The organism is Aquaspirillum sp. LM1 (assembly GCF_002002905.1).
Taxonomy (GTDB): Bacteria; Pseudomonadota; Gammaproteobacteria; order Burkholderiales; family Aquaspirillaceae; genus Rivihabitans.
This window is the reverse complement of record NZ_CP019509.1, coordinates 1,325,223-1,341,986: the sequence shown is the minus strand read 5'-3', so window position 1 is coordinate 1,341,986 and position 16,764 is coordinate 1,325,223. Positions and strand designations below refer to the sequence as shown.

The 16,764-nt window shown below is 60.0% G+C and carries 9 protein-coding genes and 1 pseudogene; 3 read left to right on the top strand and 7 right to left on the bottom strand.

What is annotated here, in order from left to right; all coding sequences use genetic code 11:
* Positions 1–500: 500 nt before the first annotated feature.
* The 4 genes from BXU06_RS05780 to BXU06_RS05765 are packed head-to-tail and all read right to left on the bottom strand — an operon-like array spanning position 501 to position 11,417.
* The gene (locus tag BXU06_RS05780) at positions 501–3,362 is read right to left on the bottom strand and encodes a toll/interleukin-1 receptor domain-containing protein (protein WP_077297684.1); all 2,862 of its coding nucleotides are present in this window, start codon (positions 3,360–3,362) and stop codon (positions 501–503) included.
* Positions 3,359–6,061, bottom strand: coding sequence for an AAA family ATPase (locus tag BXU06_RS05775; RefSeq protein WP_171982123.1), 2,703 nt, complete (start codon positions 6,059–6,061; stop codon positions 3,359–3,361). Before BXU06_RS05775 ends, BXU06_RS05780 begins: the two co-directional genes overlap by 4 nt.
* Complete coding sequence (locus BXU06_RS05770) at positions 6,058–8,184, bottom strand: SIR2 family protein (protein WP_077302690.1); 2,127 nt, start codon at positions 8,182–8,184, stop codon at positions 6,058–6,060. The genes BXU06_RS05775 and BXU06_RS05770 overlap by 4 nt, the downstream gene beginning before the upstream one ends.
* Entirely contained in the window at positions 8,181–11,417 is a 3,237-nt protein-coding gene (locus BXU06_RS05765) for a TIR domain-containing protein (RefSeq protein ID WP_077297680.1), read from the bottom strand. The genes BXU06_RS05770 and BXU06_RS05765 overlap by 4 nt, the downstream gene beginning before the upstream one ends.
* 89 nt (positions 11,418–11,506) lie before the next feature.
* On the opposite strand from BXU06_RS05765, the gene BXU06_RS05760 reads away from it, so the two are divergent.
* The 3 genes and pseudogenes from BXU06_RS05760 to BXU06_RS18080 form a co-directional block, all read left to right on the top strand.
* On the top strand, positions 11,507–11,815 hold the full coding sequence (locus BXU06_RS05760) for a hypothetical protein (protein WP_150125118.1): 309 nt from the start codon (positions 11,507–11,509) through the stop codon (positions 11,813–11,815).
* A gap of 141 nt (positions 11,816–11,956) precedes the next feature.
* Complete coding sequence (locus BXU06_RS05755; protein WP_077297676.1) at positions 11,957–12,430, top strand: helix-turn-helix domain-containing protein; 474 nt, start codon at positions 11,957–11,959, stop codon at positions 12,428–12,430.
* A pseudogene (locus BXU06_RS18080) lies at positions 12,427–12,750 on the top strand (PIN domain-containing protein); the annotation flags it as partial. The gene BXU06_RS05755 and the pseudogene BXU06_RS18080, both read left to right, overlap by 4 nt.
* An 84-nt stretch (positions 12,751–12,834) precedes the next feature.
* Here the strand turns inward: BXU06_RS18080 and BXU06_RS18075 are convergent.
* The 3 genes from BXU06_RS18075 to BXU06_RS18585 all read right to left on the bottom strand — a co-directional run bounded on the left by BXU06_RS18075 (position 12,835) and on the right by BXU06_RS18585 (position 16,748).
* Positions 12,835–13,464 (bottom strand): tetratricopeptide repeat-containing protein, encoded by a 630-nt coding sequence (locus BXU06_RS18075; protein ID WP_253189593.1) that lies wholly within the window; start codon positions 13,462–13,464, stop codon positions 12,835–12,837.
* A 1-nt stretch (position 13,465) separates the two neighbouring features.
* Positions 13,466–16,387, bottom strand: coding sequence for a DUF4062 domain-containing protein (locus tag BXU06_RS05745; protein WP_171982122.1), 2,922 nt, complete (start codon positions 16,385–16,387; stop codon positions 13,466–13,468).
* 196 nt (positions 16,388–16,583) lie between these two features.
* On the bottom strand, positions 16,584–16,748 hold the full coding sequence (locus BXU06_RS18585) for a hypothetical protein (RefSeq protein WP_171982121.1): 165 nt from the start codon (positions 16,746–16,748) through the stop codon (positions 16,584–16,586).
* Positions 16,749–16,764: the final 16 nt, after the last annotated feature.

Sequence of the window (16,764 nt, the reverse complement as noted above, 5' to 3'; positions counted from 1 at the left end):
CAGGCGGGAATCCAGGGGCATCCACAGCGCGCTGACTATCCGACAACGCTCAACACCCACCGCGCACGCTGTAGCGCGGTCTGGGTTCCCGCCTTCGCGGGAACGACACGTCAGGTGAAACGCATGCCGAAAGCGGTCTAGCTGCCAGTCATTTGCTTCATATCATCGTGACTGGCTACTAGGGATACGCTGAAAAAATCGTCATTCCCGCGAAGGCGAGAATCCAGGGCTTTGATTTTACTGGGTTTTGCTTTTGGCAAAAACGGTTTTTCTGAATAAATCAGCGCGTCCCTAGGGATACGCTGGAAAAATCGTCATTCCCAAAAAGGCATGAATCCAGGGTGTTGATTTTGCTAGGTTTTGCTTTTGGCAAAAACGATTTTTCTGAATCAATCAGCGCGTCGCTAGGCGACAAGCACAATATGCCTAAGCGACAGCTCGCCGGCGTGTCGGCATCGGCCGCAAGGTGCTCGTTTTCAGGCGTCATCGGGCCAATCCCCTCAGCCGCTGACGCCGGCCAACCGCTTTTCGGCATCCTCCAGCTCCGGCACGCGCCGCCCATAGCCGCATTCCTCAATCAGCGCCCGAGCCTTGGCGAGTTCAACGGTGTCGTTAAACAAGCGGGCGCGGGTCAGGGCGATGTCGGCGAGATGGAGCTTCATGCCGCCGCGCTCGGCGATGCGCTGGGCTTCGGCCAGGTCGGCTTGGGTGCCGGGGAGGTCGTTCAGGCTGTGGCGCAGCCAGGCGCGGGTGAGGAGGCCACGGGGGAGGTGATCCTGCTGGTTCGCCTGGCGCAGGCGATCGATGGCGGTTGCGCTGTGCTGCTTGGCCTTGTCGCCGGGGGCGCGGCCGTGCAGCCGGTCGGCGTAGAGGGCGCAGCGGGCGAGAGTTAGATTGCCGAGGGCGATGCTGAGAAGATCATGTGTTGATTCGGACCATTTCAGCGTTTGAGCCGCTCGCTCCGCCACTTGGGCACAGTTTGTACTGGACTCTCCCTCCGCCGCTCCACTCCAGGCTGCCTGCTCGGCCTCGGCCAGCAGCAGCTCGTAATACTGAAAGCCTGGCAGCGAATAGAGCGGCGGAGACTTGGGTCGGCGCTCAGCCTGCATGGCCTCGGCCTCGGCAAAACCGCTGCGGGCCGCTTCTCGTTCACCTTGCTGGTGGCGGGCGTTGGCCAGGGTGGTGCGGTCGCTCATGCGCTCAAAGGCATCGCCGCTGCGGTCGGCGTAGGCTACCGAGCGTTCCGCATCGGCCACGGCCTGCGCGATGTCGCCTAGGCTCAGTTGCAGTTCGGCAAGGTTGCTATAGATGATGGCGGCGCTTTTCCAGGCCTCTTGCTGCACCCGCATCTGCACCCCAGCCCGCATGGGTTCCAGTGCCTCCGCCAGCCGGCCCAGCGCACGCAGGCGGGTAGCCGCTTCATTGAGCAGCCAGGCTTGATCGCCTGCCGACAAGCCTGGCACCAGTTGCTGCCAGGGCTGAACAAAGAAACAGGCCACCGCCCCCAGGTCTGCGCCGATGGTGCCGAGCCTCTTGGTGCTGTAGAAGCCGCCCTGCCTCGTGCCGCGCAAAATACGGTCGTGATACATCTCGGTGAGCGCCTGTTGGTACAACCCCGCCCGGCAGCCATGCACCACCGCCTGATAGAGCGGTTGCAAGCCTTCCAGATCATCTGGCCGATGCTTGACGCTATCGGCCAAAAACTCATAGAGCCGCTTATTCCCTTGCCGCCAAGCTGAACGAAAGCGCGTCTGCAACACCTTGGCCTGATATTCTCGCACCAGCGGATGCGCATCCAGCGTGGTGTTGTCCTCGTTGTAAAAAGCCAGCCCGCAATCGACCAGCCTTTGCAAGGTGGCTTGCCATTGCGGCGACGTCAGGTTGACCAAGTGCCGGCTGACCTCGGGCAGGGCCGGAGCCTGGCGCAGGGCGCGCAGGCTTTTCAGGTCGGCCGGGTAATCAAAAAAGCCCAGCAGGCGCAAGGCGGCCAGTTCCCGTTCGCCGTTTTTTCCGTTGTTGCTAAACCAGTGCTCGTAAGCCGCGATAACCTTAAAAGCGTGGCCGCCATTCAGTGCGTTGTCGGCCTCCTGGAAGTCCACCTGCGCCCGCTGGCGAATGTCGCCTGCGTAAGCCAGCGCCAGATAGCGGCCCAGCAGGCTCAGCGTCAAGGCATGACCGCGCACTTCGCGGCTGGCGGCCTTCAGTTCCTCGTCGTTGTCTTCCACGGTCACGTTGCCGGCCCGTTTGGCACCGAGAACATGCAGCAGGCGGGCACCGTCCACCTCGTTGAGATTTTCCAGCGGGCGGCGCAGCACCGCTCCCTCCGGGCGGCTGGGGTTGCGCTCGTACTGGGCCAGATCGGCCAGGCGCTCGCGGCTGGTCACCAGGCAAAGGCCGGGCTGGCCGACGCTGGCCAGGCCTTCCAGCAGCGCCTGGACGCCCGGCGCGCGCAAAGCGCCGGCCAGCGGGCCGGGCGGGTATTGCAGCGGCTCGACGCCATCCAGCACCAGCAGCGTGCGCGAGGCGGCCACTGCTTCGGCCAGGCGTTGGCCCTTGTCCCAGGGATGGGTGGCCGGGTCCAGCTCGACGCCGAACCAGGCCAGGGCGGCGCTCAGGAAGGCGTCGTCGGACGCCTGTCGGTCATGGCTTGTGCCCTGGCTGTAAAAACTCCAGGCGTAAACCTGCCGCGCCCCGCGCCAACCATCCCGCCCCAAGTTCTCCAGCCAGCGCCTGACCAGCGCACTCTTGCCAACGCCACCGGGCGCGACCAATTCCACCACATGGCTGTGCTGGCCATCGGCCCAGGCGGCATCCAGCACCGCCAGTTCTTCCTCACGGCCAAAAAAATGCTCGGAGCCGGCTGGGAGATGAGAAACATCAATGCGCGGCGACGTTTCTGCCGTTGGCTGCGTGGGGATAGTGGCAGATGGGGCGAGATCGGCAATTTCGCCGGCAAGGTTGGAAAGCGCAAGGTCAGCATCGTGCTGGCTCATGCCCGACAGGGGCTTGCCGTCTCGCGGCCGGCCCTGTATCACCTTCAGCCAGTCGATGCGCTGCCACTGGCAGGGGCTGACGATCAGCGGAATGACGCGAGACTCGTTCGCCTCGCGGCGTTGCAGCAAAGGCGGCACTTCCTGACCTGCAATGAATTTTGAGGTGAGGAAGTGGCGAGAAATCAGCAGCACCGCCACATCACATTCGGCAATGGCTCGCTCAATCGCTGGCAACCAATCGTCCCCAGCGGCAATCCGGCGGTCATCCCAGGCTTCCAGCCCCTCGCCGGCCAATACGTTCAGATGGCTGAGCAGATGGTCTTTCCAAATTTCGTCTTGGTGGCTGTAGCTGATGAAGATGCGGGTCATGGCGTGCTCCGGACCGCCGCAGTGGTTTTTTTATTGGCCGTCGTGGTGCCAGCGGCAGACCCCTTCGGCTTCAACAACGCATCGATATCCAACAACTGGCCGCTATGGCGGCTGAATTCTGTTTCGATCTTCTGGCCGCTGTCTTGCGGCTTGGGTGATAGCCAAGGCAGACGATGAATCGTGCACGGAACCTCACGGGCGAAGCAGCGCACGTCCGACTCCCGATGCAGAAGAATAAGTAGACGCCAACCATCGCTGTCCGGCCATAGTCGGACCAGCCGGCCAATGGCGCGAGCGACGGTGCTCACCGTCAGTTCATCCATATTCAGGAAGGGGTCGTCGAGCACCAGAAGCCGCAGCGTATTATCCGGCCGGCGTGCACAAAGCAGGAACATGGCAAGGGCGACACTATAAAGCTCAGCTGCATTGAGGCGGTGGGCGGATGCTATCTCCGGTGCGTCCCCAGTCATGGTGAGTACGTGCTGCCCATTATCGTTCGTACTCAGTTTCAGGTTCAGTTTTTCATAGGCCCAACGTGCGGGCGTCAGCAAGTAGGCAAATTCAGTCAGCGTTTTGCCGAGTAAGGAATCATGCTTCTGTAATTGTGCGGTCAACTGCTTGGTTGCCTTTGCTTCCCACTCCATGAGCTCATGGTGGCTCCTCAGCGCTTTCAGCAAGCGTTCATGGCGCTGGCGACCGCCCAGCCAGTGCTCGCCAAGAGCCTCGAGCTCGCCAAGCGCCTCCAGGCACGCTTTGATGGCCGCTGCCAACCGCTCCTTCCAATCCATCGCACCAATGCTTATCGCGCCAACGGTCACCGCGCAATTTTCCTTTAATGCTTTTCCAATCGCATCGCCAAGTCCGCTCAGGCGAAGGCCTCCGACTTCCAACCATTCGCCAGCCTCATTGAGGGCGGCAATTTCATCCTGCCGCAGGCGTGTGCTCTTGCCTTCGGAAGCACGGGAAGTCGCACTACCTTCGATAGCATGGTGCTTCTGCAATTCGCTCCGCGCCTGGTCACGCTCTGTACGCCATTGAATGCGTTGTCGATTCAATGTGGCCAGTTGATCGCTGTTTAGAGGGCTGCCGGGCTCAAGGATGTTGGTTTCCGCCGGCTTGGCTTGCTCAAGCGTTCTTGCTACCGCCCACCGTCGGTCGGCAAGGTCGGTCAGGGCATGTAGCCGCAACCAGCGATTCAACCGTTCGGTGTACGTTTCGCTCGTACTTTGATTGACATCATTGGGTTCCCAGTGGGCCAGTTGCTTCAACGCCTTGTCTGCCGTACTTAATTTCTCTTGACGAAAGGCGGCTCTTTGGCGCAAGGCCTCCAGCGCGGCGTCAACTTGATCCATCGCCGCGAGCATCTCTGCCTTGTCCGGCGGAGCCTTGAGCCATGACAGAAGATTGCTTTGAAGATCGCCTAGCTGTGGCGCCAGCGCTTCCAGCGTTTTTGCCTTCAACGGCAGAAAAGCGGCGAAGTCCTCCGACCAAAGGCGTGAGACAGGCCATTGTGAAAAGAGATTTGTATCTTCTGCAAAGGACAGGGTTGTTACATCGAATGCGGTGAAAATGTTCTCCAGCTCGGCGGACAACACAGAGCGAGCCGCCTTGGCTTTTTTTTCAGCACGCTCGTAGGCCTGAAAAATCTCGTAGTCCTCTGGAAAAAAAGCCCCCAGCAAGGTCGCGGCACGGCGGGCATCGCCAGCGCGACTTAGATCATCCATGGTTGCCTGATCCAGCACCAATGCACGGCCATCGAACTTCTCTAACAAGGGCTTAATGGGCGCTTCCTCGATCTTGCGGACTACTTTGTCAGCACTGCCTCTGAATAGGGTCACGCTGGCTTGCGCGTCTTTGGCTTTTTGTGTGTCGCGGTTACATAAGGTTTGGGCGTAAAGCTGCGAGTCGCCGAGGCGACGTAAGCGGCCTGTTACGGCGAACTCGATAGCCTCGGCGATACTGGACTTGCCACTGCCATTCTGGCCATGGACCAGATGGATGCGAGGACGTTTCTGTTTCCCCGAGCAGTATTTCGGCAGCTCCAGTTCCCGCGTGCCAAAAGTTCGGAAATTATCGATAGCCAACTTGGTCATTACCGCCTGGCTCGTGGCCGAAGGGTCTTCTTTCCGTGTCTGCAACCATTCACGGGTATCGTGCAGCAACCATGCAAAAGCGTGACCTAAACCCTCTGCTTCGAATTCAACCTTATTCTTCTGTGACTGGTAGCCGAGTGTATTGACGCCTATGCCATCAAGCAGGTCTGTACTCGTAATGGTATCCCTGAGCCCTTCGGCAACTTTGTCGGCGATGGCATCAACAGAAGCTGGATAGACCAGCACCAATTCGACAGATGGGACGAGCTTGGACTGCCGTTCCGCCTCGTTCACCAATAGATGGCGCAAATAGGCTGCTTGGTCCACATAGCTACGCACTTGCTGCCCGGCCGTGTTTGGCTCGGTCTTTGCAGTCAATATCCGAACAAGGCCAATACTGCCGACCGCAGGATCGAAGATCAACAGATCGGCTGTCACATCAAAATGATAATGCGCAATGAAAACTGCATTCTCAACATAACCCACGCCGTGCTGAAGGCTCCACAATTCAGTGCATTCCACTTTGATGGCGCCATAGAAATCACGCAATTTCCTGGCCAGCTCGGCCACTACCACAGACAGGTTGGAGGAAACCTGGTCGGTCATTGGAATCTCCCGTTCAGCAAGGTATGAATGAAGCTGGTGATATCTTGAAACCCTTCGGACACGTCGTTCCGCGCCAAAGCCCAAAGTGCCTTGGCGCCCGGCACGTGCCGGTCGTAACCCTGAAGAAAAACGCTTTCTGATGGACATGCCTGCTGACGTGGCCATGGCAATCCATCCGGAACGAGGCGCCAGTGCAAATGCTTGTGCAAGGCCAGACCTTCTTCCTTGGGGCGACCGGCCAGATCTTCGACACCGATCGTGATCCGTACCGGCGTCGGCCGATCCGGCCCAGCCGAAATATCCACTTGAGCGCCCAAGTCACCAGCTTCTGCTTTGAGCCACGGGCTATATTGCATCCATGTATTGGCTTGTTTCCGCCAATGGGCGGCAAGCTGGCGCAGCGCCATTTCCAGTATCACCGCCCACGCGCACCAGTCCGGATGGTCCAGAGTAGGGCAGTACCAAGACACTGCCATTTTCTGACCAAGATCCTGGCGTATCGATAATTCCTTGCCTAGATGAGTTCTCAAAATCTCAGCTGCGGCCATTTCACGTAGTAAAGGAATATGAAACCCGTCACTCCAGCCGCAGATCGCACTAAAACGACGTCGAGAATCGTCTGTATTGTCCCATTTGGCAGCTTCTGCCTCCTCGTACTCATAAAGATCCTTGAATCGATCACGTAATGCGTCCAATTCATCTTGGTGACAGGGGTGGCCAAAAATTGCTGCCAGCACGGTAGGCAGTTGACTATCCAAGACCTGCTGCTGGCGGCGTCTCAAAGTGCGGTGATAGACCCAGCGAAATAATTCGTCGATATTCGGGAAGGCCTTCTCAGTATGGCTCTTGAAATGAAAGCCCAGCAGATTCTGACGGCAATTTCTCGGTGGATGGACAGTACCTGCCACTTTGGCGGCTGCGCGCAATATTTCCTGTTGATGAAAATTCCCTTGGCCGAAGGCATCGAAAACAAAAGCGGGGTCAGGGCGATCCTTCTCTGAGGGTAAGCATTTTTTCTGTGCTGGCCGGCGAGCATTCATTTCCTCGTAAACCGAACGAATGGTGTCATGAATCACCGGGTCTTGGGTGCTGTAACTACAAAAAGCCACTGTTCGCGTACGCAAAATGGAACGTAGCATATCCCGCGACCAGGCGTCCTCACGCCAGTGCTGAATCTCCCGGTAAGTGAAAACCATTGCCGGCAAATAAGCCTGCCATTTTTCTTGTTCTTTGCGGCATTCACGATAAGCGTCTACGCAGCCATGCATCTTGACGATCTGTGCCGTGCGGTGACCGGCTCCACTGGCAAAGTAATCTCTAGCGGCAGCAATTCGGTGGAAATGGCCGTAAGTCTGATATGCCAGCCTTGGGCTGTTACAGCCGCCTTTTCGCGGCCACATCCCCGCCAGTCGGTAAGCACCTTCAAGCAATAGATCGTAGTTTGTCGTCAGCAGTAATGGACACCAGCCTTCCATCGCCAGCCTGGCCAGCACATGGTGGCGATCCAACAGGCGGTCACCATAGCTCTTCTTCACCCGGGTGAGACTTTTACCACGCGGTTGCCCCCCCATCACTGCAGGGTTGTTGAAACCCATGGTATCGAGAAACAGCGCCTTGCCTGCATCAGACACCGACGAGAATTTCAACAGATCATCTAGGTCTATGGGCATAAGTGGTATAGGTTTGCTGCTACCAGAATAAATTTGGAGATACCGGTATTCTTCAGAGCTAATCCCTGCCGTATCAATGCGCGCACTTAAATCTTCACGTTTGATATGGTTGATCAATTCGCCAAAAGCACTACAAAACCAGTCATTGACAGGGTAGTAATGCGCTACAAGCAATTCTGGATAATTCTCCTTGTCTTTGTCAATCAGCGAGAAGGTGTGTTCAAGTTCCTTCTTCAATTCCTCGGCTTTGTCACGTTCTTTACCACCGAGTGCATTCAATGCATCGATCAAGGCATAAAATCGCGCCAGCAATCGTGCAATTAGTAGCTTTGCGCTGTTTCCCTCGCTATCCAGCGAGAAGCCAGCGCCGATAAAAAAAACAACCTCACCAGCCAAGATCCGATTCGCCAAACGTTCAACAGCCTCAGCGGGAAAATTCGTGTTTGCTGTCATGTACTCACCGATGCACTCAAGCGTTCGATAGCATCCTCATGGACGTTGGCCGCCCAGGCCAGCCAGAGCTCGTCGGGCTGGACTTTCTCTGCTTTATCCAGCCAATCCAGGATCACTCTGGGGTCGTTGGGGCGCTTCAGTTCTTTAACTAACTTTTCGATGCCATTGTTGAAGGTATTGGCATTCAGATCAGTCAACAGGCTGGGGTCAGCGTAATTTCCGATAACGAGGTGGAACACAAGGGTCAGGAACTCTTTCGGAGACAATGTTCTTGGTGGATCGGATGGGCGAAATGGGGAGGGGGTAAATCTGTCTCCATCTTGGTAATAATTATTCGTATCGGGCAAGGCATCTTTAAAAGCAGAGAAATTCGCCCTATACAAATTGCTTTCGGCATCGGCTAACTCTTCCCGCCGCCGCCAATAACCGCATGCCTCAATCAGCGCCCGGGCCTTGGCCAGTTCGGCTTTATCGTTGAACAGGCGGGCACGGGTCAGGGCGATGTCGGCGAGAAAGAGCTTCATGCCGCCGCGCTCGGCGATGCGCTGGGCTTCGGCCAGGTCGGCTTCGGCACCGGGGAGATCGTTTAGGCAGCGGCGCAGCCAGGCGCGGGTGAGGAGGCCATGGACAATGAACTCTTGTGCGCCAGCCTGGCGCAGGCCAGCGACGGCGGCTTCGGTGTGCTGCTTGGCCTTGTCGCCGGGGGCGCGGCCATGCAGCCGGTCGGCGTAAAGGGCGCAGCGGGCGAGGGTCAGGTGGTTGAGGGCGATTTCGAGGAGCCAATTATTGCGCTCCGAAATAGGTAAGGTCTGAGCTGCCCGCTGCGCCACCTGGGCACAGTCTGTGCTGCCCTCTTCTGCAGTCGCTCCACCCCAGGCGGCCCGCTCGGCCTCGGCCAGCAGCAGTTCGCAATACCGGAAGCCTTGCAGCGAATAGAGCAGCGGGAGCTCGGGTTGCTGCTCAGCCTGCATGGCCTCGGCCTCGGCGAAGCCATTACGGGCGGCCTCCCGCTCGCCTTGCTGGTAGCGGGCGTTGGCCAGGGTAGTGCGTCTGGCCATGCGCTGAAAGGCATCGCCACTGCGGTCGGCGTAGTCCACCGAGCGTTCGGCATCGGCCATGGCCTGCGCGATGTCGCCCAGGCTCAGTTGCAGTTCGGCAAGGTTGCTGTAGTAGATGGCGGCGTTTTGCCAGTCAGCTTGCGCCACCGCTCTCTGCGCCCCAGCTCGCATGGGTTCCAGCGCCTCCGCCAGCCGGCCCAGCGCGCGCAGACTGAAGGCGGCTTGGTTGAGCAGCCAGGCTTGGGCGGCTGCCGACAAGCCTGGCGCCAGCTGTTGCCAGGGCTGAACAAAGAAACAGGCCACTGCCCCCAGGTCGGCACCGATGGCACCAAGTTTCCTGGTGCTATAAAAGCCACCCTCCGCCATGCCGCGCAGGATGCGGTCGCGATACACGTCATCGAGCGCCTCCTGGTGCAAACCCGCTCGACAGCCATGCACCACGGCTCGGTAAAGCGCTTGCAGGCCGGCCAGATTGTCAGGCCGATGCGGGGCGCTGTCGGCCAAGAACTTATAGAGCCGCTTATTCCCTTGCCGCCAGGCCGGGCGAAAGCTTGTCTGCAACACCTTGGCCTGATATTCCCGCACCAGCGGGGGCGCATCCAGCGTGGTGTTGTCCTCGTTGTAAAAAGCCAGCCCGCAATCGACCAGCCTTTGCAAGGTGGCTTGCCATTGCGGCGACGTCAGGTTGACCAAGTGCCGGCTGACCTCGGGCAGGGCCGGAGCCTGGCGCAGGGCGCGCAGGCTTTTCAGGTCGGCCGGGTAATCAAAAAAGCCCAGCAGGCGCAAGGCGGCCAGCTCCCGCTCGCCGTTTTTTCCGTTGTTGCTAAACCAGTGCTCGTAAGCCGCGATGACCTTGAAGGCGTGGCCGCCATTCAGTTCGTTGTCGGCCTCCTGGAAGTCCACCAGCGCCCGCTGGCGAATGTCGCCTGCGTAAGTCAGCGCCAGATAGCGGCCAAGCAGGTTCAGCGTCAAGGCATGGCCGCGCACTTCGCGGCTGGCTGTTTTCAGTTCCTCGTCGTTGTCCTCCACGGTCACGCTGCCGGCCCGCTTGGCGCCGAGAACATGCAGCAGGCGGGCACCGTCCATCTCGTTGAGATTTTCCAGCGGGCGGCGCAGCACCGCCCCCTCCGGGTAGCTGGCGTTGCGCTCGTACTGGGCCAGATCGGTCAGCCGCTCGCGGCTGGTCACCAGGCAAAGGCCGGGCTGGCCGGCGCTGGCCAGGCATTCCAGCAGCGCCTTGACGCCCGGCGCGCGCAAAGCGCCGGCCAGCGGGCCGGGCGGGTATTGCAGCGGCTCGATGCCATCGAGCACCAGCAGCGTGCGCGAGGCGGTCACTGCTTCGGCCAGGCGTTGGCCCTTGTCCCAGGGATTCGTTGCCGGGTCCAGCTCGACGCCGAACCAGGCCAGGGCGGCGCTCAGGAAGGCGTCGTCGGACGCCTGTCGGTCATGGCTTGTGCCCTGGCTGTAAAAACTCCAGGCGTAAACCTGCCGCGCCCCGCACCAACCATCCCGCCCCAAGTTCTCCAGCCAGCGCTTGACCAGCGAACTCTTGCCAACGCCACCGGGCGCGACCAATTCCACCACATGGCTGTGCTGGCCATCGGCCCAGGCGGCATCCAGCACCGCCAGTTCTTCCTCACGGCCAAAAAAATGCTCGGCACCGGCGGGGAGGTGGGTGAGGTCGATGCGGAGGGCCTCGACCGGCATGAATCCGACAGGTGCCAGCTCGGCAATTTCCCTAGCCAAATCAGAAAGCACCGATTCCGCCTGATGTTCAGTCATGCCGGACAACGCCGCGCCATCGGTCGGCCACGCCTGGATAGACTTCAGCCAGTTGATGCGCTCCCACTGACAGGGACCAACGATCAGCGGAATGACGCGAACGCCCTGCTCCCGCCGCCGTTGCAGCAGGGGTGGCACTTCCTGGCCGAGGATGAATCTGGAGTTCAGGAAATGGCGAGAAATCAGCAGCACCGCCATATCACACTTGGCGATGGCTTGCTCAATCTCTGGCAACCAGTCATGCCCGGCGGCAATTCGGCGGTCATCCCAGACGTCTAACCCTTCGCCGGCCAATACGTTCAGATGGCTGACCAAGCGGTTTTTCCAAACCTCGTCCTGATGGCTGTAGCTGATAAAGATGCGGCAAGGGCGTGGTGGCGGATGGGGTGTCATGGCGTTTTGCAGTAAACATGGCTGGCGCAGCAGGTTGGGTTAGGGACTGAGGGTCGCTTTGCTGAGCGTGTGAGCGATTTTTCACCCCAGTGCAATGGAGAAGTTTACCCGGAATATTCCGTTGTTTTAGAGGGGACGCGGAAAAAATTGTCATCTCCGCACTGGTGGACATTCAGGATATTGCGTCAACCCTGACGTATGAGCAGGAGTGGGGCACGAGCCAGCACAAACAACTGGCCGCGCGCGTCGGCGTTGATTGGGCAGCAGCATCGGCGCTGCACCGTAATGTGCTGGGCACCGTCGGAGCCTTGGCGATGAGGCTGGGTTTGGGGGGCAAGATGGGTGATTTTTTGTGGCGTAGCGGGGTGGGTTTTGTTTATTTCGTTTGTTTCGTATAATTCGATTGATTGATGTGGCGGGGTAAGCCCACCGCAGATGGCGCCCTGGCCGAGTACTGAGTTTAACTAATTGATTTAATAAATTATTTTTTAAAGCTGTCCTTCTGGGTGGCTACAGCTGGACTGGCAGGATGACTACATATGAATACGCTTGTTCGCGATATGCCGCTTCTTCCCACCGAAGCAGAAACCTTGCTCGCTCGCAAAAGCGCCAGCGCCTTGTCGGTGCATCTGGCCAGTTGCCATGCCCCGCAAAGCATTGTGATTATTGATCATGCTGGCGAAAAGCAGGCTGTCGAGCTGCCTTCGGCGGTTTACCCGTTGTTGCTGGATGCGCTGGCCGAGATTGCCCGTGGCAATGCCGTCACCTTGACGCCTGTGCATGCCGAGCTGACCACGCAGGAAGCCGCTGACCTGCTGAATGTGTCGCGCCCTTATCTGGTCAAGCTGCTGGATGAAGGCAAGATCCCCCATCGCAAGGTGGGCCGCCATCGCCGGGTGCTGTATCGCGATATGCTGGACTACAAACAGCGCACCGATAGCCAGCGCAGCCAGGCTTTGGATGAGTTGGCGGCCATGGCGCAAGAAGCCGGCATGGGCTATGCGGGAGAGTGAGCGTGTTCACCGTCATTTACGACGCCTGCGTGCTATACCCGGCGCCATTGCGTGACATCCTGTTGCAACTGGCGACTACCGACCTGTTTCGGGCTCGCTGGACTGCCCGCATTCATGATGAGTGGATGAGAAATGCGCTGAAAAACCACCCCACGATGTGTCCCGAAACTTTGCAGCGCACTCGGGCATTGATGGACAGCCATGTCCGTGATGCGCTGATTACTGGGTATGAATACTTGGAGTCGCGGTTGCACCTGCCAGATCACGATGACAGGCATGTGCTGGCAGCGGCCATTCATGGGCAAGCCGATGCGATAGTGACGTTCAACTTGCGGGATTTTCCGGACGAGAAGCTGGCGCCACATAGGGTTGAGGCGATCAACCCCGATGATTTCTTGATGGACCTATGGGACTTGGATAAAGCCAGGGTGCTGATGTCGGTGCAAACGGTTCGGGCTCGCCTCAAGCGCCCGCCATTGACCGCAGACGAGTATATCGCGCTGATCTTGCGCCAGCGTTTGCCACAGTTTGCGCATGTGTTGCGTGAATTTCATGCGTTGATTTGAGAAGCGCCTAAAGCAGGATGGAGCAGCCCAACAATCCTCTCGCTGAGTCACTCCGCACGCGCAGCCGGCCCGATAAAAAGCCAGCGCGGTGTGCAGATGCTCCATCAGGCCGGTGGTTTCCCATAAGCGCTTGTGGATAGCCCCGCCCTGGCCCAGGGTTTCCTTGTCACGGCACTGGGGGTCGCCCAGGCCGATTTCCGCCAGAATCGCCAGCGCCTGGTGATAGCGCTTGTCGGCGGGGAAATTGGCGTCCTTGTAGGTGCACAGGGCGTGCTCTTGGGCGAGTTTGGTGTGCAGCGGGTCGGCGCTCAGCCGGTGGCGAACCTGGTCGAGCAATTCGCGGGCGGGGGGGAACTCGTCCTGCTTTTTGAGCTTGTTGACCAAGGCTATCACCGCCTCGGCCGACTGGGTTTCCTGCCGGGCCAACGCCTCGGCCTGCTGTTTGAGGGATTCGAGGGAATTGGGCATTTCAGTGTCCTGCCGGTGCCGTTGCAGAATTCAGGCGGGCTTCGGCATCCTCCAGCTCTCCCCGCCGCCGCCCGTAACCGCATGCTTCGATCAGCTTGCGAGCTTTAATGAGTTCGGCTTTGTCGTTGAACAGCCGGGCGCGGGTCAGGGCGATGTCGGCAAGATGGAGCTTCATGCCGCCGCGCTCGGCGATGCGCTGGGCTTCGGCCAGGTCGGCTTGGGTGCCGGGGAGGTCGTTCAGGCTGTGGCGCAGCCAGGCGCGGGTGAGGAGGCCGTGGACAATGAACTCTTGTTCGCCAGCTTGGCCCAGGCCAGCGACGGCGGCGTCGGTGTGCTGCTGAGCTTCGTCGCCGGGGCGGCGGCCATGCAGCCGGTCGGCGTAGAGGGCGCAGCGGGCGAGAGTCAGGTGGTCGAGGGCGATGTCGAGGAGCGGATCACCGGAAACCCGCCACTCGAACATCTTTCGGCCTCGCTTCGCTACTTCTGCACAGCCTTCGCTGCCCTCTTCCACTGCCGGTCCGCCCCAGGCGGCCCGCTCGGCCTCGGCCAGCAGCAGCTCGCCATACCGGAAGCCTTGCATCGAGTAGAGCAGCGGGTACTTGGGTTGGCGCTCGGCCTGCATGGCCTCGGCCTCAGCGAAGCCGTTGCGGGCAGCTTGCTCGCCTTGCTGGTGGCGGGCACCGGCCAGGGTGGTGCGTCTGGCCATGCGCTGAAAGGCATCGCCACTGCGGTCGGCGTAGTCCACCGAGCATTCCGCATCAGCCACGGCCTGCGCGATGTCGCCCAGGCTCAATTGCAGTTGGGAAAGATTGCTGTAGTTGGCGGCGGCATTTTTCCAGTCCGTTTGCTTCACCCACATCTGCGCCCCAACCCGCATCGGCTCCAGCGCCTCCGCCAGCCGGCCCAGGGCGCGCAGACTGAAGGCCGCGTCGTTGAGCAGCCAGGCTTGGTCGCCTGCCGATAAACTTGGCACCAACTGCCGCCAGGGCTGAACGAAGAAACAGGCCACCGCCCCCAGGTCGGCACCGATGGCACCGAGCTTCTTGCTACTGTAGAAGCCTTCCGGCCCCGAGCCGCGCAGGATGCGGTCGTAATACACCTCATCGAGCGTCTCCTGGTGCAAACCCGCCCGACAACCATGCACCACGGCTTGGTAGAGCGGGTGCAGGCCAGCCAGGCCTTCGGGGCGGTGCGGCGCGCTGTCTTTGAGTTGCTGGTAAAGCCGGCGATGGCCTTCCTGCCAGGCTTCCGGCTGGTGCTTGCTCAGCGCAGCGGCAAAGTATTCGCGCAGCAGCGGGTGGGCGTCGAGGCGGCCGCTGGCGGTGTCAACGTCCAGCAGGCGCAGGGTTTGCAGGCGTTTGAGGGTGGCGTTCCATTGTTCTTTTGAAATGGCTTGGGTTGGCTGTTTGAGGAATTTGAACCAGCCCTCGGGTTTGACGAACAGCCCGTTTGTTAGCCCCTTGATCACCGGGGCGGCGCGCAGCGCGGCCAGGTTTTCCTGGGTGGCCGGGCGGTCGAAGAAACCCAGCAAGCGCAGCGCCGCCAGTAGTTCGGGGGCTTTGCCCGCACCGGCAAACCAGCGCTCATAAGCGGCGATTACCCGAAAAGCATGGCCGCCCTTGGTTTCGGCATTCGCCTCGGCCCAATCCACCTGGTCGCGCTGACGGATGTCGTGCTCGTGGGCCAAGGCCAGATAGCTGCCCAGCAAGCTCAGCGTCAAGGCGTGGCCCTTGACCTGCCGGCTGGCTTCTTTAAGTTCGGCATCATCGTCAGCGATGGGGGCGCTGCCGGCCTTGTTGGCCCCTTCGGCGTGCAGCAGGCGCGCGCCGTCGGCGTCGCTCAAATTGCCCAGGTCGATGCGCCGGGCGGCGCTGCTCGGGCTGTTGACCCATTCGTCCAGGTCTTTCAGCGCCTCCCGGCTGCTCAGCAGCGCCAGGCCGGGGTGGCCGGCAGTCGCCAGATGGGTGAGCAAGGCCTTAAGGCCAGGGGCGCGCAGCTCGCCGGCCAGCGGGCCGGGCGGGTGTTGCAGCGGCTCCAGGCCATCCAGCACCAGCAGGCTGCGGCGAGCCACAACCGCCTCGGCCAGCGCCCGGCCCTTGTCGGCGGGGTTCAGGCTGGCTTCGACGGCAACGCCAAAAAATTTGATGGCCTCGGCAAGAAAAACGTCTTCCGAAGCATTGCGCTCGTCGCCGCTGCCCTGGCTGTAGAAACTCCAGGCAAACACCCGACAGGCGCCGCGCCAATTGTCCTGTTTTATCCTTTCCAGCCAGCGCTTGACCAGCGCGGTTTTGCCGGTGCCGCCGGGGGCGATGAATTCGACCAGAGCAGTTGTGCCAGCCGAGTCCCAGGCGGCGTCGAGGGTGGCGAGTTCGTCGTCACGGCCAAGGAAGTGGGCGGCGCCGGCGGGGAGGTGGGTGAGATCGATGCGGAAGTCGTCGTGGCCGCCATCGTCGAATTTGGCGTGTGCCGACAGGGCATGCAAGACTTCGGCGCGGAGCTGGTCGGGGTTATCGAAGGTGGCGCGGACGCGGGAGGGTTCGAGGCGTTGCTTGAAGGCTTTCAGAGCATCGGCTTGTGGCCCGGTTTCCCATTGCCCGGGACGTACCGGGTGATTGTCGCTCATCAGGAACAGCAGGCGCGGAATCCCCCTCTCCACCGCCCGGTCGTACTCCAGTTCGGTGATGGACTTGCTTTCCCCCGGCGGTATCCAGCCATAGCGATGGGCATAGATGCCGACAAAGACATCGGCCTGATTGATCTTGTCCAGACAGAAGTCGAGCGCCTTGGCATCCGCCGCTGGCCAGTGTTCCATACCGTCAGGCATCAGGCCAAGCTGATTGCAGGCGTCGATCACCTTTTGCCGGTGTTCCGGCAGGTCAATGGAGGTACTGGAGATGAAAATACGCTTGCTTGTGACTGGCACGACGGCCCCCATGCAATAAAAACCCGGTCTTGATCCCGGTGTAAAGAGAAAGTTTAACCGGAATATTCCGTTGTTTTATAGATACGCTGAAAAAATCATCATCCCTAATACGAAGCAGAGAGGCTGTCCCAAGGCTTCGAGCTTGATACGCAGATGGGCCGTCCTGCCTCGACTTGCTGACAGAATGCGAAATGCATTAATTCACGTGAGCGTGGGAAATCTTTTGTAAATCAAGGCATTTGGTCAGTCCCTGCTGACCCGGCAAAAGACCGATCTGGCCGATGCCGCGCTGATTGCGTGTTTTGCCGAAAGCAATCGCCGATGCGCTGGCAACCTGCCCCTGCTCGCCAGATTGATCCACCCCGCTTGACCCCACC

Bases quoted from the DNA above. Each gene is read 5' to 3' on its own strand.
- BXU06_RS05780 (WP_077297684.1), bottom strand. From the start codon at position 3,362: ATGACCCGCATCTTCATCAGCTACAGCCACCAAGACGAAATTTGGAAA.
- BXU06_RS05775 (WP_171982123.1), bottom strand. From the start codon at position 6,061: ATGACCGACCAGGTTTCCTCCAACCTGTCTGTGGTAGTGGCCGAGCTG.
- BXU06_RS05770 (WP_077302690.1), bottom strand. From the start codon at position 8,184: ATGACAGCAAACACGAATTTTCCCGCTGAGGCTGTTGAACGTTTGGCG.
- BXU06_RS05765 (WP_077297680.1), bottom strand. From the start codon at position 11,417: ATGACACCCCATCCGCCACCACGCCCTTGCCGCATCTTTATCAGCTAC.
- BXU06_RS05755 (WP_077297676.1), top strand. From the start codon at position 11,957: ATGAATACGCTTGTTCGCGATATGCCGCTTCTTCCCACCGAAGCAGAA.
- BXU06_RS18075 (WP_253189593.1), bottom strand. From the start codon at position 13,464: ATGCCCAATTCCCTCGAATCCCTCAAACAGCAGGCCGAGGCGTTGGCC.